The sequence below is a fragment of the Caenispirillum salinarum genome (assembly GCF_044803115.1).
GTDB lineage: Bacteria > Pseudomonadota > Alphaproteobacteria > Rhodospirillales > Rhodospirillaceae > Caenispirillum > Caenispirillum salinarum_A.
The window spans coordinates 1,103,614-1,129,670 of sequence record NZ_CP085224.1; the positions used below are offsets into that span (position 1 = coordinate 1,103,614).

At 69.1% G+C, this 26,057-nt stretch carries 20 protein-coding genes; 9 read left to right on the top strand and 11 right to left on the bottom strand.

Features of this window, described 5'->3' with window-relative positions; all coding sequences use genetic code 11:
- Positions 1–121: 121 nt before the first annotated feature.
- From LG334_RS05175 to LG334_RS05195, 5 genes are all read right to left on the bottom strand, one after another.
- Positions 122–2,308: a molybdopterin cofactor-binding domain-containing protein gene (locus LG334_RS05175; RefSeq protein ID WP_404383959.1), complete on the bottom strand. Its 2,187-nt coding sequence runs from the start codon at positions 2,306–2,308 to the stop codon at positions 122–124.
- Positions 2,309–2,327: 19 nt separating this feature from the next.
- Positions 2,328–2,786 (bottom strand): (2Fe-2S)-binding protein, encoded by a 459-nt coding sequence (locus LG334_RS05180; protein WP_404383961.1) that lies wholly within the window; start codon positions 2,784–2,786, stop codon positions 2,328–2,330.
- A gap of 90 nt (positions 2,787–2,876) precedes the next feature.
- Positions 2,877–3,344 carry a hypothetical protein gene (locus tag LG334_RS05185; RefSeq protein ID WP_404383963.1) on the bottom strand — a complete coding sequence of 156 codons (468 nt, stop codon included), beginning with the start codon at positions 3,342–3,344 and terminating at the stop codon, positions 2,877–2,879.
- Between the two features lie 22 nt (positions 3,345–3,366).
- Entirely contained in the window at positions 3,367–3,627 is a 261-nt protein-coding gene (locus LG334_RS05190) for a hypothetical protein (RefSeq protein WP_404383965.1), read from the bottom strand.
- Positions 3,628–3,693: 66 nt separating this feature from the next.
- The gene (locus LG334_RS05195; RefSeq protein WP_404386301.1) at positions 3,694–4,191 is read right to left on the bottom strand and encodes an Lrp/AsnC ligand binding domain-containing protein; all 498 of its coding nucleotides are present in this window, start codon (positions 4,189–4,191) and stop codon (positions 3,694–3,696) included.
- A 202-nt stretch (positions 4,192–4,393) separates the two neighbouring features.
- Between LG334_RS05195 and LG334_RS05200 the strand changes: the two genes are divergently transcribed.
- The 3 genes from LG334_RS05200 (at position 4,394) to putA (ending at position 10,053) form a co-directional block, all read left to right on the top strand.
- On the top strand, positions 4,394–4,519 hold the full coding sequence (locus tag LG334_RS05200) for a hypothetical protein (protein WP_404386462.1): 126 nt from the start codon (positions 4,394–4,396) through the stop codon (positions 4,517–4,519).
- Positions 4,516–5,985 (top strand): sodium/proline symporter PutP, encoded by a 1,470-nt coding sequence (putP, locus tag LG334_RS05205; RefSeq protein WP_404383967.1) that lies wholly within the window; start codon positions 4,516–4,518, stop codon positions 5,983–5,985. The genes LG334_RS05200 and putP overlap by 4 nt, the downstream gene beginning before the upstream one ends.
- A 132-nt stretch (positions 5,986–6,117) precedes the next feature.
- On the top strand, positions 6,118–10,053 hold the full coding sequence (gene putA / locus LG334_RS05210; RefSeq protein ID WP_404383969.1) for a bifunctional proline dehydrogenase/L-glutamate gamma-semialdehyde dehydrogenase PutA: 3,936 nt from the start codon (positions 6,118–6,120) through the stop codon (positions 10,051–10,053).
- A 59-nt stretch (positions 10,054–10,112) separates the two neighbouring features.
- Here putA and LG334_RS05215 read toward each other — a convergent pair whose 3' ends face one another.
- Together LG334_RS05215 and LG334_RS05220 are read right to left on the bottom strand one after the other, a co-directional pair.
- Entirely contained in the window at positions 10,113–10,850 is a 738-nt protein-coding gene (locus LG334_RS05215; RefSeq protein WP_404383971.1) for a Crp/Fnr family transcriptional regulator, read from the bottom strand.
- Positions 10,851–11,247: 397 nt separating this feature from the next.
- Positions 11,248–12,012 (bottom strand): Crp/Fnr family transcriptional regulator, encoded by a 765-nt coding sequence (locus LG334_RS05220; protein WP_404383973.1) that lies wholly within the window; start codon positions 12,010–12,012, stop codon positions 11,248–11,250.
- 305 nt (positions 12,013–12,317) lie between these two features.
- Between LG334_RS05220 and dctP the strand changes: the two genes are divergently transcribed.
- From dctP to LG334_RS05235, 3 genes are all read left to right on the top strand, one after another.
- Positions 12,318–13,481, top strand: coding sequence for a TRAP transporter substrate-binding protein DctP (gene dctP, locus LG334_RS05225; RefSeq protein ID WP_404383975.1), 1,164 nt, complete (start codon positions 12,318–12,320; stop codon positions 13,479–13,481).
- 199 nt (positions 13,482–13,680) lie between these two features.
- Positions 13,681–14,442, top strand: coding sequence for a TRAP transporter small permease subunit (locus LG334_RS05230; RefSeq protein ID WP_404383977.1), 762 nt, complete (start codon positions 13,681–13,683; stop codon positions 14,440–14,442).
- On the top strand, positions 14,435–16,006 hold the full coding sequence (locus LG334_RS05235; RefSeq protein ID WP_404383979.1) for a TRAP transporter large permease subunit: 1,572 nt from the start codon (positions 14,435–14,437) through the stop codon (positions 16,004–16,006). The genes LG334_RS05230 and LG334_RS05235 overlap by 8 nt, the downstream gene beginning before the upstream one ends.
- Before the next feature lie 37 nt (positions 16,007–16,043).
- On the opposite strand, the gene LG334_RS05240 is transcribed toward LG334_RS05235, so the two are convergent.
- Together LG334_RS05240 and LG334_RS05245 are read right to left on the bottom strand one after the other, a co-directional pair.
- On the bottom strand, positions 16,044–16,829 hold the full coding sequence (locus LG334_RS05240; protein ID WP_404383981.1) for an autoinducer binding domain-containing protein: 786 nt from the start codon (positions 16,827–16,829) through the stop codon (positions 16,044–16,046).
- A gap of 127 nt (positions 16,830–16,956) precedes the next feature.
- Positions 16,957–17,709 (bottom strand): LuxR family transcriptional regulator, encoded by a 753-nt coding sequence (locus LG334_RS05245; RefSeq protein ID WP_404383983.1) that lies wholly within the window; start codon positions 17,707–17,709, stop codon positions 16,957–16,959.
- 377 nt (positions 17,710–18,086) lie between these two features.
- Between LG334_RS05245 and LG334_RS05250 the strand changes: the two genes are divergently transcribed.
- Entirely contained in the window at positions 18,087–20,936 is a 2,850-nt protein-coding gene (locus tag LG334_RS05250) for a PAS domain S-box protein (RefSeq protein ID WP_404383985.1), read from the top strand.
- Entirely contained in the window at positions 20,933–23,038 is a 2,106-nt protein-coding gene (locus LG334_RS05255; protein ID WP_404383987.1) for a putative bifunctional diguanylate cyclase/phosphodiesterase, read from the top strand. Before LG334_RS05250 ends, LG334_RS05255 begins: the two co-directional genes overlap by 4 nt.
- Before the next feature lie 31 nt (positions 23,039–23,069).
- Here LG334_RS05255 and LG334_RS05260 read toward each other — a convergent pair whose 3' ends face one another.
- Positions 23,070–23,258: a DUF1127 domain-containing protein gene (locus tag LG334_RS05260; protein WP_404383989.1), complete on the bottom strand. Its 189-nt coding sequence runs from the start codon at positions 23,256–23,258 to the stop codon at positions 23,070–23,072.
- Between the two features lie 238 nt (positions 23,259–23,496).
- A complete protein-coding gene (locus LG334_RS05265; protein ID WP_404383991.1) occupies positions 23,497–23,961 on the bottom strand; it encodes a DUF1127 domain-containing protein in 465 nt (154 codons plus the stop codon).
- A 247-nt stretch (positions 23,962–24,208) separates the two neighbouring features.
- Between LG334_RS05265 and LG334_RS05270 the strand changes: the two genes are divergently transcribed.
- The gene (locus tag LG334_RS05270) at positions 24,209–26,047 is read left to right on the top strand and encodes an aminopeptidase P family protein (RefSeq protein WP_404383993.1); all 1,839 of its coding nucleotides are present in this window, start codon (positions 24,209–24,211) and stop codon (positions 26,045–26,047) included.
- Positions 26,048–26,057 lie beyond the last annotated feature (10 nt).

The window sequence follows — 26,057 nt, forward strand, 5'->3', positions numbered from 1 at the left end:
AAGTATCAGACCGGCCGGCGGCGGAAGTCAAACGCTCTCAACGGGATAGGACGAAAGTACGATTGCGGAAAAAGGCCCCGCCGCGGGACGCGCGACGGGGCCGGTAATCGTGGCGGGAGGCTCAGCCGAAGGTGAACCCCTCGGCGCTGAGCGGCAGCGACCGGATGGGATTGCCCGTCGCCCGCCGCAGGGCGGCCACCAGGGCCGGGGCGGCGGGCGGCGTGCCGGGCTCGCCGATGCCGCCCATGTCGGCGTCGCCTTCGGCGATGATGCGCACCTCCACCGGCGGCATGTGGCGCAGGCGCATGACGTCGATCCTGTCGAAGTTGCCCTCCTGCACCTGGCCGTTCTTCAGCGACACCCCGCCGAACATGGCCGCCGACAGGCCGTAGACCATCGCGCTTTCCACCTGCTGGCGGATGATGTTGGGGTTCACCGCCGTGCCGCAGTCCACGCAGGCGGACGCCCGGTGCAGCGTCACCTTGTTATCGCCGTCCACCGAGACCTCGATCGCCTCCGCCGCGATGGAGCCGAAGCTTTCGTGCACGGCGATGCCGCGATGGCGGTCCTCCGCCGGCTTCTCGCTCCAGCCGATGGCCTCGGCCGCCGCCTCCAGGACCCGGCGGTGGCGGCTGCCTTCGGGCAGCAGTTGGCGGCGGTAGTCCAGCGGGTCCATGCCGGCGGCGTCGGCCAGCTCGTCGATCATGGCTTCCATGAAGAACCCGTTCTGGCTGTGCCCGACCGATCGCCAGAAGCCCACCGGCACGGCCAGGTCGGGCATGACGTAGCTGATGGAGCGGTCGCCCGGCAGGGCGTAGGCGCGTTCCGTCAGGCCTTCCATGGCGAAGGGGTCGACGCCGTTCTTGATCATGTTGGGCATGACGCGCCGGGCGATGGAGGGGCAGCACACCCGCGCCTTCCAGGCCATGGGCAGGCCGTCGTCGTCCAGCCCGACGGTGAACCGCACCTTGGACGCCGGGCGGTAGAAGTCGTGGCGCACGTCCTGCGGGCGCGACCACACCAGCTTGACCGGGCGCCCGGCGGCCTGGGAGGCACGCGCGGCCTGGATGGCGAAATCCTGCTCCGCCCGCCGGCCGAAGCCGCCGCCCAGGAAGGTGGTGTGAATGGTCACCTGCTCGGGCTTCAGGCCCACGGCATTGGCGACCGCGCCCGCCGTCCAGGTCTGCGCCTGGGTGGGCAGCCACAGTTCCGCGCGGTCGGCGCGCACGTCGGCGGCGGCGGTCATGGGCTCCATGGTCAGGTGCGCGAGGTAGGGAACGGAGTAGGTGGCCTCCACGGTTTTCGCGGCGCCGGAGAGCGCACCGTCGGCATCGCCCTCGGAAACCGCCTGCGCCGCCTCGGCCGCGTCCAGGCCCTCGGACAGCACACGGTCCACCTTGGCGTCGTCCAGGTCCGTCGCGCCGCCGGTCCACTTCGGCTCCAGCCTGGACAACGCCTGGTCGGCCGTCCACCAGGTGTCGGCGACCACCATGACGGCGTCGTCCAGTTCGACCACCTGCGCCACACCCTTCATGTCGGTCGCCGGTTTGGTGTCGACGCTGTCCAGCGTGGCGCCGAAGGTGGGCGCCTGAAGGATGGCGGCGTGCAGCATGTCGGGCACGACGACGTCGATCCCGAAGGTCGCCTGCCCGGTGGACTTCGCGTGGGTGTCCAGGCGCTTGACGTCGGTGCCGATGAGCGTCCAGTCGGCGCGGTCCTTCAGCGCCACGTCCTTGGGCGCCTCCAATTGCGCCGCCGCGCCCGCAAGCTCCCCGAAGGTGGCGGAGTGGTGGGCGTGGCTGATGGTGCCGTTCTCCACCTTAAGCTCGGAGGCATCGACGCCCCATTTCTCGGCGGCGGCGGCCTTCAGCATCTCGCGCGCCGTGGCGCCGGCGCGGCGCATCTGCTCGAAGTCGGAGCGCACCGAGGTGGAGCCGCCGGTGATCATCGCGCCGAAGAGGGTGTTGTTGTAGGCCGGGTCGACCGGCGACATGGCGAACGTCACCCGATCCATGGCCACGCCCAGTTCCTCGGCCAGGGCCTGGGGCAGGGCGGTGGTGGGGCCCTGGCCCATTTCGGACCGGCCGGTGATGACGGTCACGCCGCCGTCCGGGCCGATGCGCAGGTACGCATTGATCTCGGCCGCCTCGTCAGAGGTCTTCCAGACCTGCCCGTCATCGGCGGCGGCGAGCGCGCCCCGGCGGCCCGACAGCGGCAGCGAAAAGCCGATGACCAGCGCGCCGGCGCCGGCCAGCAGGCCGCGGCGGGAGATGTTCGTGGTGTCGGGGGTGTTGGCGTGGTCGGTCATGGTGTGAGCCTCCTTCCGATCACGCCTGCGCGGCGCGCTTGATGGCCGCGCGCACGCGGCTGTAGGTGCCGCAGCGGCAGATGTTGTCCATCTTCGCCGCGATCTCCTCGTCGCTGGGCACGCCGTCGGAGGCGTCCACCAGGGCTGCGGCGGCCATGATCATGCCCGACTGGCAGTAGCCGCACTGGGGCACGTCCTCCTCGATCCAGGCTTGTTGCACCCGGTGCAGCGCGTCGCCGCCGCCGCCCAGGCCCTCGATGGTGGTCACCGATTTGCCGGCGACGGCGGACACCGGCAGCACGCAGGTGCGCTGCGCGGCGCCGTCGACGTGCATGGTGCAGGCGCCGCACTGGGCGATGCCGCAGCCGAACTTGGAGCCGGTCAGCCCCTCGACGTCGCGGACGACCCAGAGCAAGGGCATGGCGGGATCGACGTCGACCGTCTTGTCCTCGCCGTTCAGGGTGAAGGTGATGGCCATGAGAAGGGGGCCTCCTGCCGGTGTTGCGCGTCTCCCGCGCATCAACGGCTTCAGCCCCCTCGGCGGTTCCGAAAGCTTTGGAAGCGTCGGTTACTCCGGGTTGTCGGCCCCGTCCGCCGTCAGGGCGTCGTCGAACAGGAACTCGCCCTTGACCAGTTTGCCGTCGTTGTTGATGTCCATGGCCTCGAAGTTTTCGGCGCTGGTCCATTCGTCCTGGCTGATGGCGCCGTCGGCGTCGTGGTCGAAGGCGACGAAGGTGGCCGGCAGGTCCAGGCGGCGCGTGCAGGTGTTGTACTCCTCCGGCGTCAACGCGCCGTCGCCGTCTTCGTCCCAGGCCATGTGCAGGTCGCGCATGACCGCGGTGAAGTCCTGCGGGCCCATGAGCATCTCCTCCAGGTCCCATTCGCTGTTGACGAGGCAGGTCGTGCTCATGGGCAGGGGCCGGGCGGCTGGCCCCTGGCCCTGAAGGGGATCGGGCGCTGCGGTCTGGGGCTGGGCCAGGGCGGGGCTGGCGAGCAGGGCGCCGAGTGCGGCGGCGGCGGCAAGCGGCGTGCGCATGGGCTGTGGCCTCCCGGTGGGGTCAGTCGAACAGGGTCTCGTCGTAGGGGCCGAGGACCGGGTCGGTCATCTCGGTCTCGTCCTTGGGCGTCGCCTGCTTGGGATCGAAGCTGGGCGGCAGGCCGCCGTTGTCGACGCCCGGCGTCTCGTAGGCCTCGGCGTTCACGTCGACGTTGCCGGCCGGGACCCGGCCGTCTTCAAGCGGCGCATTGCCGGTTTCGCAGGCGGTCAGCGCGGCGGCGGTGGCAAGGATGGCGACGGCGGGCACGAGGCGGCGGCGCATGGCGGACTCCCTATGGTCGAACGCGCGTGGTTCTTGCCCATCCAACAGGCGAACCGCCGGGCCGGTTCACACCGGCTCGTCCACCGGGATCAGGTTGGCGGCCTTCACTTCCTCCATCACGACATACGTATGCGTGGCTTTCACCCCCGGCAGGCTGACCAGTCCGTCGCCCAGGAAGCGGCGGTAGTCGGCCATGTCTGCCAGACGCACCTTGATGAGGTAGTCCAGCCCGCCGGTGATCATGTGGCACTCCATCACCTCCGGCATGGCGAGGATGCGGTCGCGGAAGGTGTCGAAGACGTCCGGCGTCGTGCGGTCCAGCGCCACCTCGATGAAGCAGATGACGCCATAGCCCAGCAGGTCCGGGTCCAGTTCCGCCCGGTAGCCGCGGATGAAGCCCTCGCGCTCCAGCCGGCGCACCCGTTCGAGGCAGGGCGTGGGAGAAAGATTCACCCTTCGCGATAGTTCAGCGTTGGTAAGACGACCGTTCGCTTGCAATTCGCGAAGGATCTTGCGGTCGGTCTTGTCGATATCTCTACGCAAGGCAGGGTCTTTCAGTTGAATCCACCAAAGTGCGGCAATGCGACAGCATGAACCGCTACAAAGCCGCCGTACATAAGCAAAATCGGCTGTTGCCGTTCTGTTACCGTGAAGCCAATGCCACGACGCATGGCAGGCATGCCCCGGGCGCTTGGGAGAGGGCGCGAAGGCAGGCCGCCGGCGATGCGTGGCACAGCGGTTCAACCAGCGTATAGAGGGAAGCCCCATGGAATCCGGACTGACGACCGCGACGTGGCTGTGGCTGTTCGTGCCCATGCCGCTCGTGGTGATCATTTCCCTGGTGTCGTGGCTGCGCCATGCCGGCGCCTCCGGTAAGGAGGGGGCCCGATGACCGGCACCACCGCCATCACCTTCATCGTCTATCTGGTGGCAATGCTGGCCATCGGCGTCGCGGCCTACCGGCTGACGTCCAACCTGTCGGATTACATCCTGGGCGGCCGGCGCCTTGGTCCTGGCGTCGCGGCCCTGTCGGCCGGTGCCTCGGACATGAGCGGCTGGCTGCTGCTGGGCCTGCCGGGCGCGGTGTTCGCCGCCGGCATGAACCAGATCTGGATCGCCATCGGCCTGACCTTCGGCGCCTTCCTGAACTGGTGGTACGTGGCCGGGCGCTTGCGCATCTACACCGAGGTCGCCGCCGACAGCCTGACGCTGCCCGACTTCCTGGAGAACCGCTTCCGTGACCGGTCGCGCCTGCTGCGCGTCATTTCGGCCATCGTGATCCTGCTGTTCTTCACCTTCTACACCAGCTCGGGCATGGTGGCCGGTGCCAAGCTGTTCGAGGCCAGCTTCGACATGAGCTACACCTCGGCGCTGTGGGTCGGTGCGGCCGTCATCATTTCGTACACCTTCCTGGGCGGCTTCCTGGCCGTTTCGTGGACCGACTTCGTGCAGGGCATCCTGATGTTCCTGGCGCTGTGCGCCGTGCCCATCGTGACCATCATGGAGGTGGGCGGCTGGAACGCCACCGTGTCCGAGGTCGCCGCCTTCGATCCCGGCTACCTGGACGCCTTCCACGAGATGACCCTGCTGGGCATCGTGTCGCTGATGGCCTGGGGGCTCGGGTACTTCGGCCAGCCGCACATCCTGGCGCGCTTCATGGCCCTGCGGTCGGCCGCCGACGTGCCCAAGGCGCGGTTCATCGGCATGGGATGGATGGTGGTGTCGCTGTTCGGCGCCATCTTCACCGGCTTCGTCGGCGTGGCCTACCTGTCGCGCGGCGAACTGGGCGATGCCGAGCAGGTGTTCATCCTGATGACCGACGTGCTGTTCCACCCCGTCATCTCGGGCATCCTGCTGGCCGCGATCCTGGCCGCCATCATGTCCACCATCGACAGCCAGCTTCTGGTCTCGTCGTCGGCGATCACGGAAGACTTCTACAAGCAGCTCTTCCGCCGCGACGCCGGCGAGAAGGAACTGGTGTGGATCGGCCGCATCTCGGTCGCCGGCATCGCGCTGATCGCCATCTGGATGGCGTCGAACCCGGACCGCTCGGTGCTGGACCTGGTGTCCTACGCCTGGGCCGGCTTCGGCGGCGCCTTCGGGCCCATCGTGATCCTGTCGCTGACGTGGGAGCGCCTGTCGCGCAACGGCGCGCTGCTGGGCATCATCGTCGGCGCCCTGACGGTGGTGATCTGGGGTGAGCTGTCGGGCGGCCTGTTCGACGTCTACGAGATCCTGCCGGCCTTCATCCTGTGCGGCGCCACGGCCATCGTGGTGAGCCTGCTGGGCAAGGACGTCTCGCCCGAGGTGCGCGAGGAGTTCGCCCGCGTGCGCGTCGAGTTCGACCGCGCCAAGTAGGTCCGGGGGCAGGGCGGGGCGGCGGCCGGTTCCAACCGCCGTCCCGCGCCCCCACCTGTAGAAGACGAAACGGAACGCGCGCCCGGCCCTGAACACCCGCGCCGGGCCCCGCTGCTTCGGAGTTGGTGACCCATGATCTTCCGTGACGATGCGCCCCCCGCCCCGGCCTGGCGCGAGCACCTGCAGGCCAGTTACCGCGCCGACGAGGACGTCCTGGTGGCCGAGCTTCTCGACAAGGCCCGACTGCCCGAGGACGCCCGCGAGCGCATCGGCGCCACCGCCCGCTCGCTGGTGGAGGCCGTGCGCCCCAACCGCTCCATCCGCTCGGGCATCGACGCCTTCATGAACACCTACGACCTGTCCACCGAGGAAGGCCTGGTGCTCATGTGCCTGGCGGAAGCGCTGCTGCGCGTGCCCGATCCGGACACCGCCGACAAGCTGATCCACGACAAGCTGGGCGGCACGGACTGGGAGAAGTACCTGGGTTCGTCCAAGTCCATCTTCGTCAACGCCTCGACCATGGGCCTGATGATGACCGGCCGCGTGCTGGGCCCCGCCGACCTGCCCGACGATGCGCCCCGCGGCACGCTCCAGCGCATGGTCAGCCGCCTGGGCGAGCCGGTGATCCGCCAGGCGCTGCGCCAGGCCATGCGCGTGATGGGCCGGCAGTTCGTGCTCGGCCGCACCATCGACGAGGCGCAGGAGCGCGGCCGCGAGCAGGAGAAGAAGGGCTACCGCTATTCCTTCGACATGCTGGGCGAGGCCGCCCGCACGGAGGCCGACGCGGCCAAGTACTTCGACAGCTACACCAGGGCCATCGACTCCATCGGCAAGGCCGCCAAGGGCAAGGGGCCGATCCAGGGCAACGGCATTTCCGTCAAGCTGTCGGCCCTGCATCCGCGCTACGAGCCCGGCCACCGCGCCGCCATGCTCGACATCCTGCACGAGCGTCTGCTGAAGCTCGCCCGGCAGGCCAAGAGCTACGACATCGGGTTCTGCGTCGACGCCGAAGAATCCGAGCGCCTGGAACTGTCGCTGGAACTGATCGAGAAGGTCTATTCCGACCCTTCGCTGGAGGGCTGGGAAGGCTTCGGGCTGGCCGTGCAGGCCTACCAGAAGCGCGGCCTGGCGACGCTGGAGGTGCTGGCGCAAATGATCGGGCGCGTCGGCCGGCGCATGAACGTGCGGCTGGTCAAGGGCGCGTACTGGGATACCGAGATCAAGCGCAGCCAGGAGCTGGGGCTGGAGGACTACCCGGTCTGGACGCGCAAGGTCACCTCGGACGTCAGCTACATCGTCTGCTCCAAGTACCTGCTGGACAACACCGACAAGTTCTTCCCGCAGTTCGCCACGCACAACGCCCACACGGTGGCGACCATACTGGAGATCGGCGGCGACAAGGAGTACGAGTTCCAGCGCCTGCACGGCATGGGCGAGGAGCTGTATGACGAGATCGTCGGCCACAACAAGCGCAACACGCCCTGCCGCATCTACGCCCCCGTCGGCGGCCATGCGGAGCTGCTGAGCTATCTGGTGCGCCGTCTGCTGGAGAACGGCGCCAACTCCAGCTTCGTCAACCGGCTGGTGGACGACCAGACGCCCATCGACGCCATCATCGCCGACCCGGTGGAGCGGCTGGCGTCCATTCGGGACGGCAGGCGCCACCCGCACATTCCCATGCCGCGCGACCTCTACCCCGAAGGCCGCAAGAACTCCAAGGGCCTGGACCTGTCGGACGTCACAAAGCTTCTGCCCGTGGCCGAGCGCATGAAGGCGGCCGGCTGCGGCTCGTGGGAGGGCGGCCCCATCGTCGGCGGGCAGCTGCGCACCGGCAACGGCCAGCCCGTCACCGACCCTTCCGACCGCAAGCGCGTGGTGGGGCATGTGACGGAAGCCACCTCCGACGACGTGCAGGACGCGCTTTCCAAGGCGCGCGAGGCGCAACCGGCGTGGGACAAGACCCCGACGGCCGACCGAGCCGCCATCTTCGAGAAGGTCGCCGACCTGATGGAAGAGCGGATGCCCGAGCTGATGGCGGTCTGCACCCGCGAGGCCGGCAAGACGCTCACCGACGGCGTGGCGGAAGTGCGCGAGGCCGTCGACTTCCTGCGCTACTACGCGCGGCGCTGCCAGGAACACATCAATGTGCCCGTCGAGATGCCATCGGTCGACGGCAAGGCGGCACGGGTGGAGATGCGCGGGCGCGGCACCTTCGTCTGCATCAGCCCGTGGAACTTCCCGCTGGCGATCTTCACCGGCCAGGTCACGGCCGCGCTGGCGGCCGGCAATGCCGTCATCGCCAAGCCGGCAGAGCAGACCAGCCTGATCGCGACGGCCTGCGTCAAGCTGTTCCACGAGGCCGGCGTGCCCGGCGACGTGCTGGCCCTGCTGCCCGGCCGGGGCGAGACCGTGGGCGCGACGCTCATCGCCGACCCCCGCGTGGACGGCGTGGCCTTCACCGGCTCGGTGGAGGTCGCCCACATCATCTCCAAGGCCCTGGCCGAACGGGCCGGCGGATCGGCGCCGCTGATCGCCGAGACGGGCGGCCAGAACGCCATGTTCGTCGACAGCTCCGCCCTGCCCGAGCAGGTGATCCGCGACGCCGTCATCTCCGCCTTCGGGTCCGCCGGCCAGCGCTGTTCGGCCCTGCGGGTGATGTACGTGCAGGAGGACGTGGCGGACACCGTCATCGACATGCTGAAGGGCGCGATGGAGGAGTTGTCCGTCGGTGATCCGGCGTACCTGGATACCGACGTCGGCCCGGTCATCGACGAAGAGGCCCGCTCCGGCCTCCAGGCCCACGCCGACCGCATGGCGAGCAAGGCAAAGCTGATCCACCAGGTTCCGGTCCCGGACACCTGCAACGACGGCACCTTCTTCGCCCCGCGCGCCTATGAAATCCCATCCATCGACGTGCTGGAGCGCGAGGTGTTCGGCCCGGTCATGCACGTCATCCGCTACAAGGCCAAGGACCTGGACAAGATCATCGCCGGCGTGCGCGCCACGCGCTACGGCCTGACCATGGGCATTCACACCCGCATCGACCGCAAGGCGCGCGCCATCCAGGCGGCCTCGAAGATCGGCAACACCTACGTCAACCGCAACATGGTGGGCGCGGTGGTCGGCGTGCAGCCCTTCGGCGGCGAGGGCATGTCCGGCACCGGACCCAAGGCCGGCGGCCCGCACTACGTCGCCCGCTTCGCCGCGCCGGTGGTGGTCGGCGAGGGCGATCCCAAGGCCGATGCCCGCCGCGAGGTCGAGCGCGAGGCCGCAAAGCTGCGCCCCGGCGACCTGCCGGTGGCCTCCGGCGCGCCGGGCACCGACCTGGGCAAGGCGCTGGATGCCGCCCAGGCCGCCATGCCCAAGTGGGACAAGGCGGGCGGTGCCGGACGCGCCGCCAGCCTGGAGACGGCGGCGGCGGCGCTGGAGCGCGAGGCGTCGGTCATGGCCGCGCTTCTCTCCCGCGACACCGACCGCCCGCTGGCGGAAACGGCCGGCGAGGTGGTCGCGGCGGCGGACATCCTGAAGGCCCTGGCTGCCCAGGCGCGCAAGGAGTTCGTCAAGGCCCACACGCTGCCCGGTCCGACCGGCGAGCACAACGAGCTGCAGCTTCACGGCCGCGGCGTGCTCGGCTGCGCCAGCGGCAAGGGGGCGACGCTGGGCGACGTGGCGGCACAACTGGGCGCCTGCGTGGCCTCGGGCTGCGCGGCGGTGGTGCTGCCGGATGCCGGTATGGCGACGGCCTCCGCCCGCCTGGTGCAAGTCCTGCGCACGGCGGGCGTGCCCGAGGCGGTACTGGCCCTGGTCGACGCCTCGACGCTGGAGGAAGCCGCCCGCGACGAACGGCTCGAAGGTCTTGCCTGGGCCGGACCGGAGGAGACGCAGCGGTCGCTGGCGGTGACGCTGGCGGGCCGCAAGGGGCCCATCGTGCCCCTGATCGCCGAGCCTTTTGGTCCGCACTATCTGGACCGCTTCACGGCGGAGCGCACGCTCACCATCGACATGACGGCGGCGGGCGGCAATGCCTCCCTGCTGACGCTCAACGAGGACGAGCCGCGCGCGGCGTGACACTTCCGGGCGCTGGATGCCGGTGGACGGGGCGGCCTTCGGGCCGCCCCGTTTCGGGTTCAGGACTCCCGCGCCCGTGCGCCCGGCAGCAGGGCCAGGTATTCGGCGCGGCAGTCGGCCTCGGCGGTGAGGCGGGGGTGGTCGAGGATGGTCAGGGTGCCGTTGCGGAAGCGGATCACGCCGTCGTCGTGAAGCCGGGCCATCACCCTTCCCAGGTGGCGCGGGGTCATGCCCACGGCATCGGCCAGGACCTCCTGGCTGACGGGAAACTCGAAGGTTCCGCCGCTGCCCAGGCCGACGAGTGCCAGGCGCTGCGCCAGTTCCCACACCAGGTAATGCACCCGCGCCGGCGCCGCGCGGCGGCCCAGCGCCACGACGTGCTCCTTGAGGATCGCCGCGTCGTGCGCCGCCAGCCACCACGCCGCGTCGGCGATGGCCGGGTCTTCGCGTTGCAGGGCCGCCCAGGCCGTCTGGTCGATCCGGCGCACGCGCAGGGGGCTCAGGGCACGGAGGGTATGATCGGCCCGGCTGGACGTCAGGGGGGCGTGGCGCGACAGGTCGCCGGGCAGCACGAAACCGATCACCTGGCGTTCTCCGCCCGAAAGCAGGCGTTCGCGGGTGGCCCAGCCGGACTCGACCAGGACATCCTCTGCGACGGGCTCTCCTTCCGTCATGATCTGTGTTCCGGCCGGAATGTCCCGAGAAGTGCTGAAGATCCCGGCCACCTTCGTCCACCGGTCGTGGGGCAGCGTGATCACGTGCTCCAGCTTGCGCCGAAACGGATCAGCCGTTGTCATCGTCTGCGAGTCTCCTGGGCGGATGCGGCAAGTATTGCGTCGCAGTATTGTCCGCCGTTTCCACCATCGCGAGGACATTTGTCCGGCTGGTTTGCGCCAAAGGTCGATCAGACAAATGTCCTCGCCACGGCCCGCGTCCACCCGCTAAGGTGTAACACGTAAGGCGTCCGCCCTACCGTGTTCGAGCCGAGAAAGAGCCGCAGCCGTGTCCAACGACCTCATGTTCAAGCGTTCGACGGACGGCGCAATTCTCTGCCAGCTCTGCCTGCCGGAGCCCGACCGGCTGGTGTCGGTGGAACTGATGCCGCACCTGTTTCCAGGCACCTTTGATCGGCTGACCTGCTCCGACTGCGGCAGCTCGCCGGGCGGGGCCGCCGGCGGCCCCGGTTCCCTGGCGTCAAACGGGGGCGGGGTCCTGGCTCAGGGTGTCCCGCACGGCGCTCGCGATTGACGTGATCTGCAGGTAGACGTCCCGGCAGTCGCAGGCCGACAGCAGCCGGTCCGGGTCGCGGATGACGCAGTAACCGTCGCCAACGTCGATGATGCCCTCGTGGCGCACCTCGGCCAGGACGCGCGAGAGGTGGCGCGGCGACAGCCCCAGCGCGTCGGCCAGATCGGCGTTGCCGGCGGGAAGCGCGAAGCGATGGTCCCGGCACAGGCCCACCATCTCCAGCCGGCGGCACAACTCCCACATCATGTAGAGCAGGCGCGGGCGCGCCCGGCGGCGGCCGAGCGCCACGATGTGCTCCTTCAAAACCGCCTCCTCGTGCGCCGCCAGCCACCATACGACCAGGGTCAGGACCGGGTCCTGCCGCAGGGTGTGGAACCACCGGTGATGCGGGAAGCAACGGATGACGCTGTCGGTCAGCGTGGTGATGGTGTGGTCGGCGGCGTTGGTGACGAAGGCGCCCGGCTCGGACAGGTCGCCCGGCACCATGAAGTTCACCACCTGGCGGTCGCCGTCGTTCAGCAGCCGCTCGCGCGCCGCCCAGCCCTCGCAGATGACGAAGCCGGTGTAGTTGGGCTCTCCCTCGCTCACCAGCACGGTCCCGGCCGAGACGTGGCGTGGACCGTCGAACAAAGCGTTCAGAACCTGGCGCTGTTTCTCGGTGAGGTCGGCCACGAAGGACAGCTTGCGCAGAAGGTATTCGATATCGGGCATGGAGCGGCAGTCCGGCTGGGGGCGGCGGAAGGGCGGGACGGGCAAGGATGCCGAAACCTCGACCGCCGGGGCAAGAACAACCGGGCTGCGGCGGCCGGTGGCTCTTCCGGCGTAGCAGGTCGCACAGGGGGCGAGGGGGGCTTGGCGGCGGCCATTTGAATTTTCAAACATGTTGAAGGGGTGATGGACCCATGGCCGCCAGGGCGCGGCAAGGGACGGGGAAAGACGCTGTCAGGACCGAAAGACCAACCAAGGACAAGGCGGCCCGCCTCAGAAGGACCGCCGACACGGGAGGATCATCCGACATGGTAGACAGCAAGCAGACCCGAAAAACCCGCGCCGTCGTCCCGGCCGCCGAGTCCCGAGGGCGCCGCGACTTCCTGAAGACCGCCGCCACCGGAACCGCCGCCGGCGTCGCTGCCGCGGCCACGGGGCTGGGCTTCAACATCAGGACGGCCAAGGCGCAGGGCATGCGCTGGAAGATGCAGTCCTCGTGGGCGCCGGGCACCACGGGCTACAAGATCTTCGAGCAGTGGACGAAGACCGTCGGCGAGGTCACGGGCGGCGAGCTTCAGATCCAGCCCTTCCCCGCCGGCGCCGTCTCGGGCGACTTCGAGCTGGTGGACGCCGTGCGCAACGGCGTGCTGGACGGCATGAACCTGTTCACCGTCTACTGGGCCGGGCGCATGCCGGCGGGCGTGTTCTTCTCCAGCTTCCCCATGGGGCTGAACCACCCGCACCAGTGGGACATGCTGTATGGAAGCTACGGCGGCAAGGAACTGGTGCGCGAGCTGTACGAGAAGAACGGCCTGTACTTCGTCGGGCACGTCCACCACGACATGAACCTGATCCACTCCAAGACGCCCATCCGCTCGCTGGACGACTTCTCGGGCGTCAAGCTGCGCATGCCGGGCGGCATCGTGGCCGAGACGTTCTCGGAACTGGGCGCGCGCACGACGCTGCTGCCGGGGTCGGACGTCTATCCGGCGCTGGAGAAGGGCACCATCGACGCCGCCGACTACACGGGGCCGGCGGTCAACTATGAACTCGGCTTCCAGCAGGTGACCGACTACATCATCATGGGCCCGCCCTCGACGCCCTGCCTGCACCAGCCGGTCGACCTGATGGACATCTCGGTGGGCCTGCGCCCGTGGAGCCAGCTCGACGATCGCATGAAGACGCTGTTCGAGGAACTGGTGCACGCCTATTCCTACGACCACTACACCGGCATCCAGGAGGCCAACAAGGCGGCCTGGGGCAAGTTCCGCGACGCCGGGACCGAGATCATCCACCTGAGCGAGGACGACGCGGCGCGCTTCCGCCAGGTCGCCATGCCGCTGTGGTACAAGTGGGCGAACAAGGACCCCGACGCCGCCCGCATGTTCAAGCTGCACCTGGACGTGATGATGAGCCCGGCGGTGGCCTACCTGGAGCCCGAGGACGTCAAGGACTACAGCCTCAACCTCTGACGGCGCACCAGCGACACCGGGCGACACATGAAATCATACAGTTGTCGCCCGGCAAGGCCGACTGGCCGCCGCGCCTTATGGCGCGCGAGCCTGCGTGGCGCATGAACGCAGCACCGGCAATGTCAATCGCCGGGGCGCATGGGTGACGGGGTTCGGCCCCGCGGCCGGACCCCTGTGCCGCCATCGCGAGGGATCGTCCATGTTCGACGTGCAGATCACCTTCGTCATGCCCCACTGGCTGTACTGGGGCGGATTGCTGCTGTTTCCGCTGGTCATGATGGTCTTCGTCCGGCGCGCCGAGAAGCGCCGCGCCGGCGTGCCCGGTGCCGAAGAGGGGCCGCTGACCTCCGACGAGTTGGAGGAGCGCATCTTCCACGACCGGACGCTCAGCTACGAGGACCTGAAGGCCGAGAACGGCTTTACCCGCTTCATCGACCGCATCTCGGGCTTCACCGGCGTCTTCGTGGCCTATTGGACCGTGATCGCCGTCGTCACCTACTTCTATGAGGTGACGGTGCGGTACTTTTTCGACAGCCCGACCAACTGGGCGCACGAGTCCATGTTCCTGATGTTCGGAATGCAGTACCTGATCGCCGGTGCCTATGCCTACCTGCACGACGCGCATGTGCGGGTGGACCTCTTCTATTCCAAGGCCGGACCGCGCGGAAAGGCGGCGCTGGACATCTTCACCTCCGTCTTCTTTCTGATCTTCGCCCTGGCGCTGCTGTGGACCGGCTGGACCTTCTTCAGCAACTCGGTCTCGGCCGATTTCCTGCCGTTCGCCACGGGATACGCCAACGAGCGGTCCTTCACCGAATGGCAGATCGCCTATTGGCCGGTGAAGGCGGCCATCTTCCTGGGCGCGCTGTTCCTGCTGCTTCAGGGGGTGGGGCGGCTGGTCAAGGACATCCTGGTGATGCGCCGCGTGAGCGCGCTGGAGGAGGAGGGGCGTCATGTCTGAGACCCGCGTTCAAGGCGGCGGCACGCAAGAGCCGCGCGCCGCATCGGGCTCCGGTGCCGGCAAGCCGCGGCTGCCGTTGGGCTGGCTGACCGGCATTGCCACCGTCGCGCTGGGGCTGGTGGTTCTGGTGGAAGCGATCAACATCGCTCTCTACGACCCGTGGACGGACGAGGTGTTCCTGTTCTCCCTGGTCGGCGTGCTGGCGGACGTGAAGATCGGCACGCTGTCGGTGCTCATGTTCGGCTCGCTGCTGGTGCTGCTGGCGTTCGGGCTGCCGCTGGCCTTCGTGACGGGCAGCCTGGGGGCGGTGTTCATGGTGCTGGTCGGCGACGAGGCCATGCTGAACATCATCCCGACGCGCATATTCCCGCTGATGACCAACTACCAGCTGTCCGCCATTCCGCTGTTCATCTTCATGGCGTCCATGCTGGAGAAGGCGGGCCTGATCGACGAGATGTTCGAGGTGGTCTACAAGTGGATGGGCGGCTTTCATGGCGGGCTGGCGGCGGCGACCATCATCGCGTCGACCGTGCTCGCGGCCATGGTTGGGGTGATCGGCGCCGCCGTGGTGACCATGGGCATCATCGCCCTGCCGGCCATGCTGAAGCGCAATTATGATCCCAAGATCGCCATGGGGTCGATCATGGCGGGCGGCACGCTGGGCATCCTGATCCCGCCGTCGATCCTGGCGATCATCTATGCGGTGGTGGCGCAGCAGTCGGTGGGCGAGTTGTATGTCGGCTCTGTCCTGCCCGGCCTGCTGCTGTCGGGCATGTACATCGCCTACATCGCCATCCGCTGCGCCATCGACCCGAAGAAGGGCCCGGCGCTGCCGGTGGCGGAACGGGCCAGCTTCGGCGAGAAGCTGCGCCTGCTGCGCCGGATGCTGGCGCCGATCATCCTGGTGGTGCTGGTGCTGGGCGTGATCTTTTCCGGCGCCGCCACACCGGTGGAGGCCGCCGCCATCGGCAGCTTCGGCGCCATGGTGGTGGCCGCCCTGCACGGACGCCTGACGTGGCTGAGCCTGCGCGACGCCACCATCGGCACCATGAAGGCGACGGCCATGGTGCTGTGGATCATCTTCGGCGCGACGGTGTTCGTCGGCTTCTACATCCTGCGCGGCGGGCAGGACTTCGTCACCGACCTCATCATGGGCATGGGGCTGGACCCCTACGGGGTGCTGATCCTCATGAACATCATCCTGGTGTTCCTGGGCATGTTCCTGGACTGGGTGGGCATTCTGCTGCTGGCGGTGCCGATCTTCATTCCCATCATCCAGGCGCTGACCTTCGACGGCGTCATGGGACTGCCCGGCGTGTCGCCCGAGGACCTGATGCTGTGGTTCGGCGTCATCTACCTGGTGAACATGCAGATGAGCTTCCTGTCGCCGCCGTTCGGCTACGCGCTGTTCTACCTGCGCGGCGTGGCGCCCAAGGAAATCCCGACGTCGAGCATCTTCAAGGCGTCGCTGGCCTTCCTGGCGCTGCAGGTGGTCGGCCTGGCGGTGATCATCCTGTTCCCGGAAATCGCGCTCTGGCTGCCCAGGCTGGTGTACGGGCCCTGACGCGGGGCGATCCGGTAGAGGGGTCAGCCGGCGGCGGTCACAGGGGCCGCTGCCGGCCCAGGCCCGACAGGCCGAGCATCAGCGCCCGTGCCCGCAGCCCCGACGGGCGCGGCAGCTTGAGGCGCCGCATCAGGTCCACCAGCAGCCGGTCCACCGCCTGCTCCGAGATATTGAGCACTGCGGCGGCCTCGGGCGTGTCGGCGCCGGCGGCCAGCAGTTCCAGCGCCCGCAGGGCCTCGGGGTCGAGGTCCGAGAGCACCGCCCCGCCGGCGCGCAGCATCAGGTGGCGGGCCCGTTCATGCACCACAAGGCCCAGCGCCGTCAGCGACTCGGTGCCGTGGGTTAGGGCGGCGCGGCGATCATCCTCGCTGCCGTCGGCAAGGGCGTTGAACAGGCCGAGCGTACCGGCGGTGCGGGCGGGCACGCAGAAGCCGTCGTGAATGCCGTATGTCCGGGCTTCGGCCATCATCGCCCGCTGGGCGCCGCTGAGCGACTCGTCGGCGATGTCGCTCCAGCGAAAGGCGCGTCCCTGCCCGGCGGCGCGCACCACCGGATCGATGCGGCAGTAGTCGCTGCCCGTGTAGCGCGCGATCCAGGGCTCGGGGTATTGGGTAAAAAAGGCCAGCGGCGCCGCACGCTCGGGCGACCAGGCGCTCGTCATGTTGTGAAAGCTGTAGGTTACGCCGCCAAAGCCGATGCGCGCGGCCAGGTCGCCGGCGACGGTGCTCAGGCTTTCCATGTCCTCTGCAGCGGCGACGCGGGTCACCCATCCCGAAGGAAGCGTGAAGGCGTCCACGCGGCCGTCGCGTTCGCTGCGCGACATCGCCGTCCTTTCGTCCCCCGTCCGGCGGTGCCGGCCCCCCGCCGGTCCCCATGATCCGGCCGGAGAAGGATACAACCTTGCGGGACGGAAAACCAGAGATTGTATATGGGCCGGATTGCCGCCAGCGTCACACCGGGTCCGCAAGTCCCAGCGCGACGGCGCGCACGGCCAGTTGCGCGCGGGTGGCGCATTGCAGTTTCCGCATGGCGGACTTCAGGTGCTGGGTGACGGTCAGGTTGCTGATGTGAAGGATGTCGGCGATCTCGGTCCCGGTCTTGCCCGCCGCCAGCCAGCGCACGCACTCGCGCTCGCGCGGGGTCAGCATGCCGGCGCCGATGTCGCGGCGGTAGAGCACCCGTCCACGCTCGTGCACCAGCAGCGAGAGGATGGTGAACGGCGCCTTCGCGGCCCGCAGGATCTCCGTCCGCCCGCGCGGCGTGGCCGAATCGGGCAGGGCGACGCTCAGCGCGGCCAGCGATCCGCCGCGCAAGGGCACGGTCAGGCCGTCGGTGATGCCCCAGTCGGCGGCTTCCCTCATGATCTGCCGGGCGCGCGGCGCGCTGGACGGCGGGATGTCGCGCCACGCAAAGGTCGCACACGACCGCAGTCCGGTGGCGACTGTCGGGTCGTCCACGAAATAGCCTTGCTCCAGGTAATGCTGCGTCCAGTTCCCGGGATAGGTAATCAGCGCCGCTTCCTGCACGAGGCGCCGCTCGGGCAGCATGACCAGGGCATAGGACGGCAGTCGCAGGCCGATTTCGGCGGTCAGGTCGCGCAAGGCGCCATGCAGCGCCGGCAGGTCCGGCGCCGAGAGCACCCGCTCGGCCCACCGGATGGGAGCGGCGGTAAGAGAGGGCAAATCGACGTCAAGGGATTCCATGTGGAGCGGTCCTCGAGTCCTATCCTCGATCCGGGGGATATGGAGTATCCGAAAGAAGGGGTACTGTCGAGGTGTCGCGTGAGCCGCCTTCCTGGCAGCCGGTGGTTATCCCGCGGCAAAGCCCGCACTGGCCGTTACGGCGTCCCCATGCCCCTGCCGCGGCGGTCTGGACCTCTCCGGTTTTTCGGACCGGGGAGGTCGGGGCCTTTCCGCCTGTGCGGCGAACTTTCCCGATCCCTATATGCCAAAAGATTGATTTTCCCTGGAACAATTCTGGATTAATGTCGGTTGCGCCAAAAGGATTAGGCGATCTGGCACAAGTCTTGCGGCAAGGCGTGGAGAACCGCGGCCTTGGGTGGGGAAGGAAACGTTCAGTGGTGGATACGATCGATCCCCGGCCGAGGGTGCCGGTGACCGAGGAAGACCGGCTTGCGCGGCTCAAGGCCCTGGATATCCTGGACACGCCTCCGGAGGAAAGCTTCGAGCGCCTGACGCGGATGGCGTCGACCCTGCTGGAGGTTTCCATCAGTGCGGTGTCGCTGATCGACGAGAGCCGCCAGTGGTTCAAGTCGGTGGTCGGCCTGGAGGTGCGGGAAACCGCGCGCGAGGTGGCCTTCTGCGCCCACGCCATGCGCGGCGACACGGTGATGGAGATCCCCGACGCCACCAACGATCCGCGCTTTGCCGACAACCCGCTGGTCACCGGCGAACCCGGCATCCGTTTTTATGCGGGCGCCCCGCTGAAGACCCACGACGGCGTGCCGCTGGGCTCGCTCTGCGTCATCGACCGCAAGCCGCGCACCCTGACCCCGACGCAGCGTCAGGTCCTGCAGGATCTGGCGGCCATGGCGGTGGATGCCATCGACTTGCGGATCGCGTTGCGCGATGCGACGGACCGCGAAGAGGCGGCGCAGGTTGCGACGGCGGCCCTGGCCGCCAGCGAGGCAGCGCAGCGCGCGGTGCTGGACACGGCTGTGGACGCCATCATCACCATCGACGAGCGCGGCATCATCTGCACGGTCAACCCGGCCACCGTGCGCCTGTTCGGCTATGCGGAAGCGGAAATGGTCGGGCGCAACGTCAGCATGCTGATGCCCGAGCCGCACGCCGCCGCCCACGATGCCTACATGGCGCGCTATCACCGGACCGATGAACCGCACATCATCGGCATCGGCCGCGAGGTTCCGGCCCGGCGCAAGGACGGCACCCTCTTCCATGCGGAACTGGCCGTCAGCGAGATGTGGGTCAATGGCGTCCGGGGCTACACCGGCATCCTGCGCGACATCACCCACCGCCGCGAGATCGAGGACGAGGTGCGCGAGAAGAACCGCCTGCTGAGCCTTGCCGAGGAAGTGGGGCAGGTGGGCCACTGGCGTGTGGAGGAAGAGACGCGGACCGTCGAGTGGTCCGACGGCATGTACCGCATCTACGGCCTTGACCGCGACAGCTTCACGCCGACCGTTGATACGGTGATGACGCGGATGCCCGAGCGCGACCGCGAACGGGTGTCCACGGCCGTCGCGGCGACCCGGACCGACGGGACGCCCTTCACCCTGGATCACGCCATCATCCTGCCCGACGGGACGGAGCGCGTCGTGTCCTCCAGCGGGCGGCAGGAGCGGGACGAGGCCGGCAATCCCGTGGCCCTGTTCGGCATCATGCAGGACATCACCGAACGGGTGCGCGCGCAGGAGCGCCTGCAGGTCGCCATCGACCACATCAGCGACGGCTTCGTGCTGATGGACGAGCAGGACAGGATCGTCGTGTGGAACGACAAGATGCTGTTCCTCTACCCGAGAGCGGCGCCGCTGGTGCGCATGGGGATCAGGTTCGAGGACCTCGTCCGCCGGGGCGTCGCCGAGGGGCAGTATCCCAATGCCATCGGCCGCGAGGACGAGTTCATCGCCGAGCGCATGGCCCGCCACCGCTTGCCGGTGGAAAGCTACGAGGAACGGCTTGTGGATGCCGAGGGGCGCGAGCGCTATGTCCGCGTCACCGAGCGCAACCTGCCCGACGGCGGGCGCGTGGGCATCCGCACCGACGTCACCGACCTGCGCGTCGCCCAGCGCGAGGCCGATGCCGCCAACCAGGCCAAGTCCGCCTTCCTGTCCAGCATGAGCCACGAACTGCGCACGCCGCTGAACGCCGTGCTGGGCTTCGCGCAGTTGCTGGAGGTCAGCCGCAAGGACCCGCTGTCGGAAAAGCAGCAGAGCCACGTCAAGCAGATCCTGAAAGGCGGCCAGCACCTGCTGGACCTCATCAACGAGGTGCTGGATCTGGCCCGCATCGAGGCGGGCAAGATGACGCTCTCCATCGAGGACATCGACGCCGCCGACGTCTTGGGCGAATGCCTGCCGCTGGCCGAGACGCTGGCCAACAAGCGCGCCATCACCATCCGCGTGGACGTGACCGACCCGGCGCCGCGGGTGCGGGCGGACTTCACCCGCTTCAAGCAGGTGCTGATCAACCTTCTGTCCAACGCCGTGAAGTACAATCGCGAGGCCGGGCGGATCATCGTGGCGGTGGCCGTCAACCTGGAGACACGGACGGCCCGCTTCTCGGTCGCCGATACCGGCCACGGCATCCCAACCGAGCACATGGACGGGCTGTTCGAGCCCTTCAACCGGCTGGGCGCCGAGGCGACGGAGGTGGAAGGCACCGGCATTGGTCTGACGCTGACCCGTGAACTGGTGGAGCGCATGGGCGGCTCCATCGGGGTCGAAAGCACCGTCGGCAAGGGCTCCACCTTCTGGGTGGAGGTGCCGCTGGCCGAGAACTGCCCCGCCGGAGCTGCCGCCGCGCACGAGGCGAAGCGCGCCGAACAGGCGTTGGACGAAGGTGAGGGCGCGCCCATGGAAGTGCTCTACGTCGAGGACAACCCGGCCAACATGCGCCTCATGGAAGAGGTGATGGAGGACTTCGGCACCGTGCAGCTGCAAACGGCGCACACGGCGGAACTGGGTCTGGAAATGATCGCCTGCGGCCGGCCCGATCTGGTGATCATGGACATCAACCTGCCGGGCATCGACGGCTTCGAGGCCGTGCGCCGCCTGCGGGCCGATCCCGCCACGGCCAAGCTGCCGGTGATCGCCTTGAGCGCCAACGCAACGGCGGCTAGCATTCAGAAGGGCCTGGAGGCGGGCTTCGACGCCTATCTGACCAAGCCGGTCGTCATCCCCGAGTTGATGGGTGCCATCGACCGGGCGCTCAAGGAGACGTCCCGATGAACGCACTGCCGGATGCGGTGCGCGCCGCGCGCATCCTGATCGTCGACGACAATCCGGTGAACGTCGCCCTGCTCGAGGACATGCTCGAGATCGAGGGCTACGACCACGTTACCGGCATGACCGATCCCGTGGCCGCCGTCGCCGCCTTCGAGGAACAGCCCTTCGACCTGGTGCTGCTGGACATCCGCATGCCCGTTCTGGACGGCCACGCCGTCATCCAGCGCCTGCGCGGCATCCTGGGCGGCGAGGGGCCGCTGCCGGTCATCGTGCTGACGGCCCAGACCGACGAGGAAACCCGGATGCGGGCGCTGGAGTCGGGCGTGCGCGACTTCATCACCAAGCCCTTCGACCGCGCCGAGGCCATGCACCGCATCCGCAATACGCTGGAGGTCCAGGCCCTGTGGCGGGAGCGGCGCGACCAGGCCATTGTCCTGGAGCGCGTGGTGGAGACCCGCACCGAGGAACTCCGGGTGCGCGAGGCGCACCTGTCGAGCGTGCTCAACAACGCCCCCGACATCATCCTGACCGTCGATCCCGAAGGGCGCATCAGCGAGGTCAATCCGGCCGCCGAAGCCGCCTTCCAGGCCCCGGCCGGCGACCTGCGCGGACGGCCGCTGGTGGACCTGCTGGGCCTGCCGGCGCGCGCCACGAACGGCACCGTGGAATGCACCGCTTGCCGGCTGGGCGGTGACGAATTTCCCCTGGAATGCTCCATCTCGCACATGGAGCTTGAGGGGGAAACGTGGCTCGTGCTGATCGGCCGCGACGTCACCAAGCGCAAGATGGCCGAGCAGGAGATGGCCTTCCTGGCGCGTCACGATCCCATCACCGAGCTGCCCAACCGGACCGCCGTGCTGTCGCACCTGCGCGGCCTGCTGGAAAAGGACGTGCCGGGCGTGGTGTTCTATGTCGCCATCCAGGGCCTGCGCCGCATCGGCGATACCCTCGGCCACGCGGTGTCGGAAAAGCTTTTGCGGGTCGCCGGCGAGCGGCTGGAGGGCGCGCGCGGCGGCGCCCGCATGGTCGGCGCCTGGGGCGGGGCCGACTTCGTGGTGGTCTGCGGCGAGGACAGCGACGGTTCCTGCTGCCGGGGCGACGCGGCCGCCATCGCCCAGTCCCTGCGCACGGCCATCGAGGACCCCTTCCGCATCGACGGCAACGAACTGGCGCTGGACTGTCGGGTGGGCATGGCGCGCTTCCCCGCCGACGGCACCGAGGCCGCGCGGGTCGTGCAGCGTGCCGGCCTGGCGGTCTTCGCCGGCCGGGCGCGGGCCGATGCCGGCGTCACCCTGTTCGACCCGGAGATGGAGGAGGCCATCGGCCGCCGCCATGTGCTGGAGCGCGAGCTGCGCCACGCGGTGGAGCGCGACGAGTTGCGGCTGCTTTATCAGCCCAAGATCGACCTGGGCACGGGCCGCGTCATCGGCATGGAGGCGCTGGTCCGCTGGCAGCATCCCGAGCTTGGCCTGGTCTCGCCGGCGCAGTTCATTCCGGTGGCCGAGGAAACCGGCGTCATCGTCGCCATCGGCGACTGGGTCCTGTGCGAGGCGTGCCGCCAGGCCCGCGTCTGGCATGATGCCGGGCACAAGGAACTGGTGGTGGCCGTAAACGTCTCGGGGCGGCAGTTCCGCGTCCACGACCTGACCGACCGCATCCGCGCCGCGCTGTCCGACGCCGGCCTGTCGCCGCAGGCCCTGGAGGTGGAGATCACCGAGACGGCGGTGATGGGCGACGTCTCCGATGCGGTGCGCATGCTGAACGAATGGCACGACATGGGCGTCTCGGTCGCCATCGACGACTTCGGCACGGGCTATTCGTCATTGGGCTACCTGCGCCAACTGCCGCTGACGACGCTGAAGATCGACCAGAGCTTCGTGCGCGACCTGCCCGACGGCGACACCGACCGGGCGGTGGCGCGCACCATCCTGCAACTGGCCGAGGTGTTGAACCTGAAGGTGGTGGCCGAGGGCATCGAGACGCCGGCCCACGTGGACGTGCTGAAAGGCCTGGGCTGCCATCTGGGCCAGGGCTACCACTACGCCCGGCCGCTGCCGCCGGCGGACTTCCAGGCATTTCTGGAGACCCACAAGGTCGAGGCGTAAGGCGGACGGCGGCCCGCGGCCCGCGGCCGCGTCAGTGCACCGGCGGCGCCGGTCCGCGCTGATAGGTGCCGCGGGCGACGGCCTCGATGTCGTCGCGGGTCAGGCCGATGTCGGCCAGTTCCCGGTCGGACAGCGCGGACAGTTCGTCGCGGACCCCGTGGCGGTCGTGCCAGATGTTCCAGGTTTCGGCGATGCGGTCGAGCAGGGGCAGCGTTCTCATGGCTCACTCTCCGGGAAGGGGCAGGGCGCTCCGACCGTCTTGACGCGGCCGGGCGCCGGTTTCTTCCGGAAAGATAGAGCGGTCGCGTCCGGTCCACATGCGCCGAGGCGGCGGCCCAGCCCTGCGCCCCCCGCATCGTTGCCGGTGACGGCCGTCACTGCCACCGCCAGGCCACGAAAAAGGGCCCGGAGGCGGCGGCGTGCCGCGTCCGGGCCCTTGTCCTCGCCGGGACCGCCGGTCAGGCGGCGTGATCCCAGCCGGTGGCGCCGCGGGTCAGGCCCATCAGGGCGCTGCCCATGACGCCGGCACCCATGGCCGTGCCGGACACCGGGCGGTTGGCGACGGCGGCGGGCAACGCCGGGGCACGGCGGGCGGTGACGGACAGGATGTCGTCGCGGCACAGGCCGATGTCGCGCAGCTCGCGGTCGGACATGCCGTACAGGGTCTCGCGTGCGTCCTGCCGGGCGCGCCAGGCGCGCAGGCGGCCGAACAGGCGCCCCATCATGCCGCCGCGCGGGGCGGGGGCGTTGCAGTTGGCCGGTGCCGGAAGGGCGGCGGCGGTGGCGGTGCGGGTGGTGTCGGTCATGGCGGTCACGGTCGCCGTTTCGGCGGCCGCCTTCTGGTCTTCGCGGGGGGTGCTGTCGTGGGAAGACGGGGTGCCGGCGGCCAGCCAGCTGGCCTCGGCGTTATCGTACGGCCACATGGACCTTGTCCTTCGGTTCGTCTTTAGGAAAAGAGAGAGCCGGCGTTCAAACCGGCGGTTGGGCGAAATATCGATCCGCGCCCGGCGCCCCACCAGTGGATTTGTTGCATCGCAGCAATGCCGCCATCGCATGGATGGAAAGGCTTGCCCACAATGGCCCCGTCACTTGCGTGGGGCGCATCCTTGCCCCGGCGCCCGCCACGGCTTAGCTTCAGCGCAGAGCCTGCCCACCGACAGAGGATTCCCCATGACCGCATCCGCCCCCGCCCCGGCCGACCGGCTTCGCCTTCTGCGCGGTGAACTGACGCGCCTGGGGCTGGACGGCTTCATCGTGCCGCGCGCCGACGAGCACCAGGGCGAGTACGTCCCGCCCCGCGCCGAGCGCCTGGCGTGGCTGACCGGCTTCACCGGTTCGGCCGGCGTGGCGGTGGTGCTGGCGGAGAAGGCGGCGCTGTTCGTCGACGGGCGCTACACCCTGCAGGCGGCGCAGGAGGTGGACACCGAAGCGTTCGAGATCCTGCATGTCACGGAAACCCCGCCGCACGAATGGCTGGCCGACCAGGTGGAGCCCGGCGGCCGCATCGGCTTTGATGCCTGGCTGCACACGCCCGATGGCGTGGCGCGCGTCGGCAAGGCGCTGGAGGCCGTGGACGCGCGGCTGCTGGCGGTGGCGGACGGCTCCAACCCGGTGGACGCGGTATGGTCCGATCAGCCGGACGTGCCGCTTGCGCCGGTGGTGCCGCACCCGCCGGAAGCCTCCGGCAAGCCCGCCGCCGAAAAGCTGGAGGAGGTGGCCGCGACCCTGCGCAAGCAGCGCGCCGACGCCGCCGTCGTCACCACGCCCGACAGCCTGGCGTGGCTTTTGAACATTCGCGGCGGGGATGTGCCCTACGCGCCGTTTCCGCTGGGGTTCGCCATCGTGCACGCCGGCGCGGCGGGCGGGTCGAGGCCCTCGGTCGACCTGTTCATGGACGAGCGCAAGCTGTCCGACGCCACGCGGGCGCACCTTGGCGATGCGGTGACCGTCATGCCGCCCGCCGACCTGCCGCGGATGCTCGACCGTCTGGGCGGCGACGGGGCGCGGGTGGTGCTCGACCATGCCGTGGCGCCCGCGGCGGTGCGCGAACGGCTGGCGGCGGCCGGCGCCAAGGTGGTCCGCGGCGATGATCCCTGCGCCCTGCCCAAGGCCTGCAAGAATGCGACAGAGCTTGAGGGCACCCGCGCCGCGCATCGCCGCGACGGGGCGGCGCTGGCGCGGTTCCTCTGCTGGTTCTCGGAGGAAGCGCCGGGCGGCCGGCTGGACGAACTGACGGCCTCCGACAAGCTGGAGGAATACCGCAAGGGCGGCGAGCATTTCCGGGGCTTGAGCTTCCCCACCATCGCCGGCGCCGGTCCCAACGGCGCCATCGTGCACTACCGGGTGACGCCGGAAACCACGCGGACCATCGAACCCGGCGGTCTGTTCCTGCTCGACAGCGGCGCCCAGTATCTGGACGGCACCACCGACGTCACCCGCACCCTGTCGGTGGGCGCGGCGGGGCCGGAGGAACGCAAGCGCTTCACCCAGGTCTTGAAGGGCCACATCGCGCTGGCCTCGGCGGTGTTCCCCGAGGGCACCACGGGAAGCCAGCTCGACGTGCTGGCGCGTCATGCGCTGTGGCAGGACGGGGTGGACTACGACCACGGCACCGGTCACGGCGTCGGCAGCTACCTGTCGGTGCATGAAGGCCCGCAGCGCATCAGCAAGATGGGCAACCGCGTCGCCCTGCGGCCGGGCATGATCCTGTCCAACGAGCCCGGCTACTACAAGACGGGCGCCTACGGCATCCGCATCGAGAACCTGGTGGCGGTGTGCGAGGCGGACGTCGAGGGGGCAGAGCGCGCCATGCTGGGATTCGAAACCCTGACGCTGGCCCCCATCGACCGCCTGCTCATCGAGCTCGCCCTTCTGACGCCGGAGGAAGTCGCCTGGGTGGATGCGTACCATCAGCGCGTCCATGACGAGATCGCGCCGCTTCTGGCCGACAGCCCGGCGGTGCAACGCTGGCTGGTGGAGGCGACGCGGCCGCTGGCGATGATGGGCTGACGGGGGATGT

Excerpts from the sequence above, each read along its gene's own strand:
- LG334_RS05175 (WP_404383959.1), bottom strand. The coding sequence starts at position 2,308 with ATGACCGACCACGCCAACACCCCCGACACCACGAACATCTCCCGCCGC.
- LG334_RS05180 (WP_404383961.1), bottom strand. The coding sequence starts at position 2,786 with ATGGCCATCACCTTCACCCTGAACGGCGAGGACAAGACGGTCGACGTC.
- LG334_RS05185 (WP_404383963.1), bottom strand. The coding sequence starts at position 3,344 with ATGCGCACGCCGCTTGCCGCCGCCGCCGCACTCGGCGCCCTGCTCGCC.
- LG334_RS05190 (WP_404383965.1), bottom strand. The coding sequence starts at position 3,627 with ATGCGCCGCCGCCTCGTGCCCGCCGTCGCCATCCTTGCCACCGCCGCC.
- LG334_RS05200 (WP_404386462.1), top strand. The coding sequence starts at position 4,394 with ATGGAATCCGGACTGACGACCGCGACGTGGCTGTGGCTGTTCGTGCCC.
- putP (WP_404383967.1), top strand. The coding sequence starts at position 4,516 with ATGACCGGCACCACCGCCATCACCTTCATCGTCTATCTGGTGGCAATG.
- putA (WP_404383969.1), top strand. The coding sequence starts at position 6,118 with ATGATCTTCCGTGACGATGCGCCCCCCGCCCCGGCCTGGCGCGAGCAC.
- LG334_RS05215 (WP_404383971.1), bottom strand. The coding sequence starts at position 10,850 with ATGACAACGGCTGATCCGTTTCGGCGCAAGCTGGAGCACGTGATCACG.
- LG334_RS05220 (WP_404383973.1), bottom strand. The coding sequence starts at position 12,012 with ATGCCCGATATCGAATACCTTCTGCGCAAGCTGTCCTTCGTGGCCGAC.
- dctP (WP_404383975.1), top strand. The coding sequence starts at position 12,318 with ATGGTAGACAGCAAGCAGACCCGAAAAACCCGCGCCGTCGTCCCGGCC.
- LG334_RS05230 (WP_404383977.1), top strand. The coding sequence starts at position 13,681 with ATGTTCGACGTGCAGATCACCTTCGTCATGCCCCACTGGCTGTACTGG.
- LG334_RS05235 (WP_404383979.1), top strand. The coding sequence starts at position 14,435 with ATGTCTGAGACCCGCGTTCAAGGCGGCGGCACGCAAGAGCCGCGCGCC.
- LG334_RS05240 (WP_404383981.1), bottom strand. The coding sequence starts at position 16,829 with ATGTCGCGCAGCGAACGCGACGGCCGCGTGGACGCCTTCACGCTTCCT.
- LG334_RS05245 (WP_404383983.1), bottom strand. The coding sequence starts at position 17,709 with ATGGAATCCCTTGACGTCGATTTGCCCTCTCTTACCGCCGCTCCCATC.
- LG334_RS05255 (WP_404383987.1), top strand. The coding sequence starts at position 20,933 with ATGAACGCACTGCCGGATGCGGTGCGCGCCGCGCGCATCCTGATCGTC.
- LG334_RS05260 (WP_404383989.1), bottom strand. The coding sequence starts at position 23,258 with ATGAGAACGCTGCCCCTGCTCGACCGCATCGCCGAAACCTGGAACATC.
- LG334_RS05265 (WP_404383991.1), bottom strand. The coding sequence starts at position 23,961 with ATGTGGCCGTACGATAACGCCGAGGCCAGCTGGCTGGCCGCCGGCACC.
- LG334_RS05270 (WP_404383993.1), top strand. The coding sequence starts at position 24,209 with ATGACCGCATCCGCCCCCGCCCCGGCCGACCGGCTTCGCCTTCTGCGC.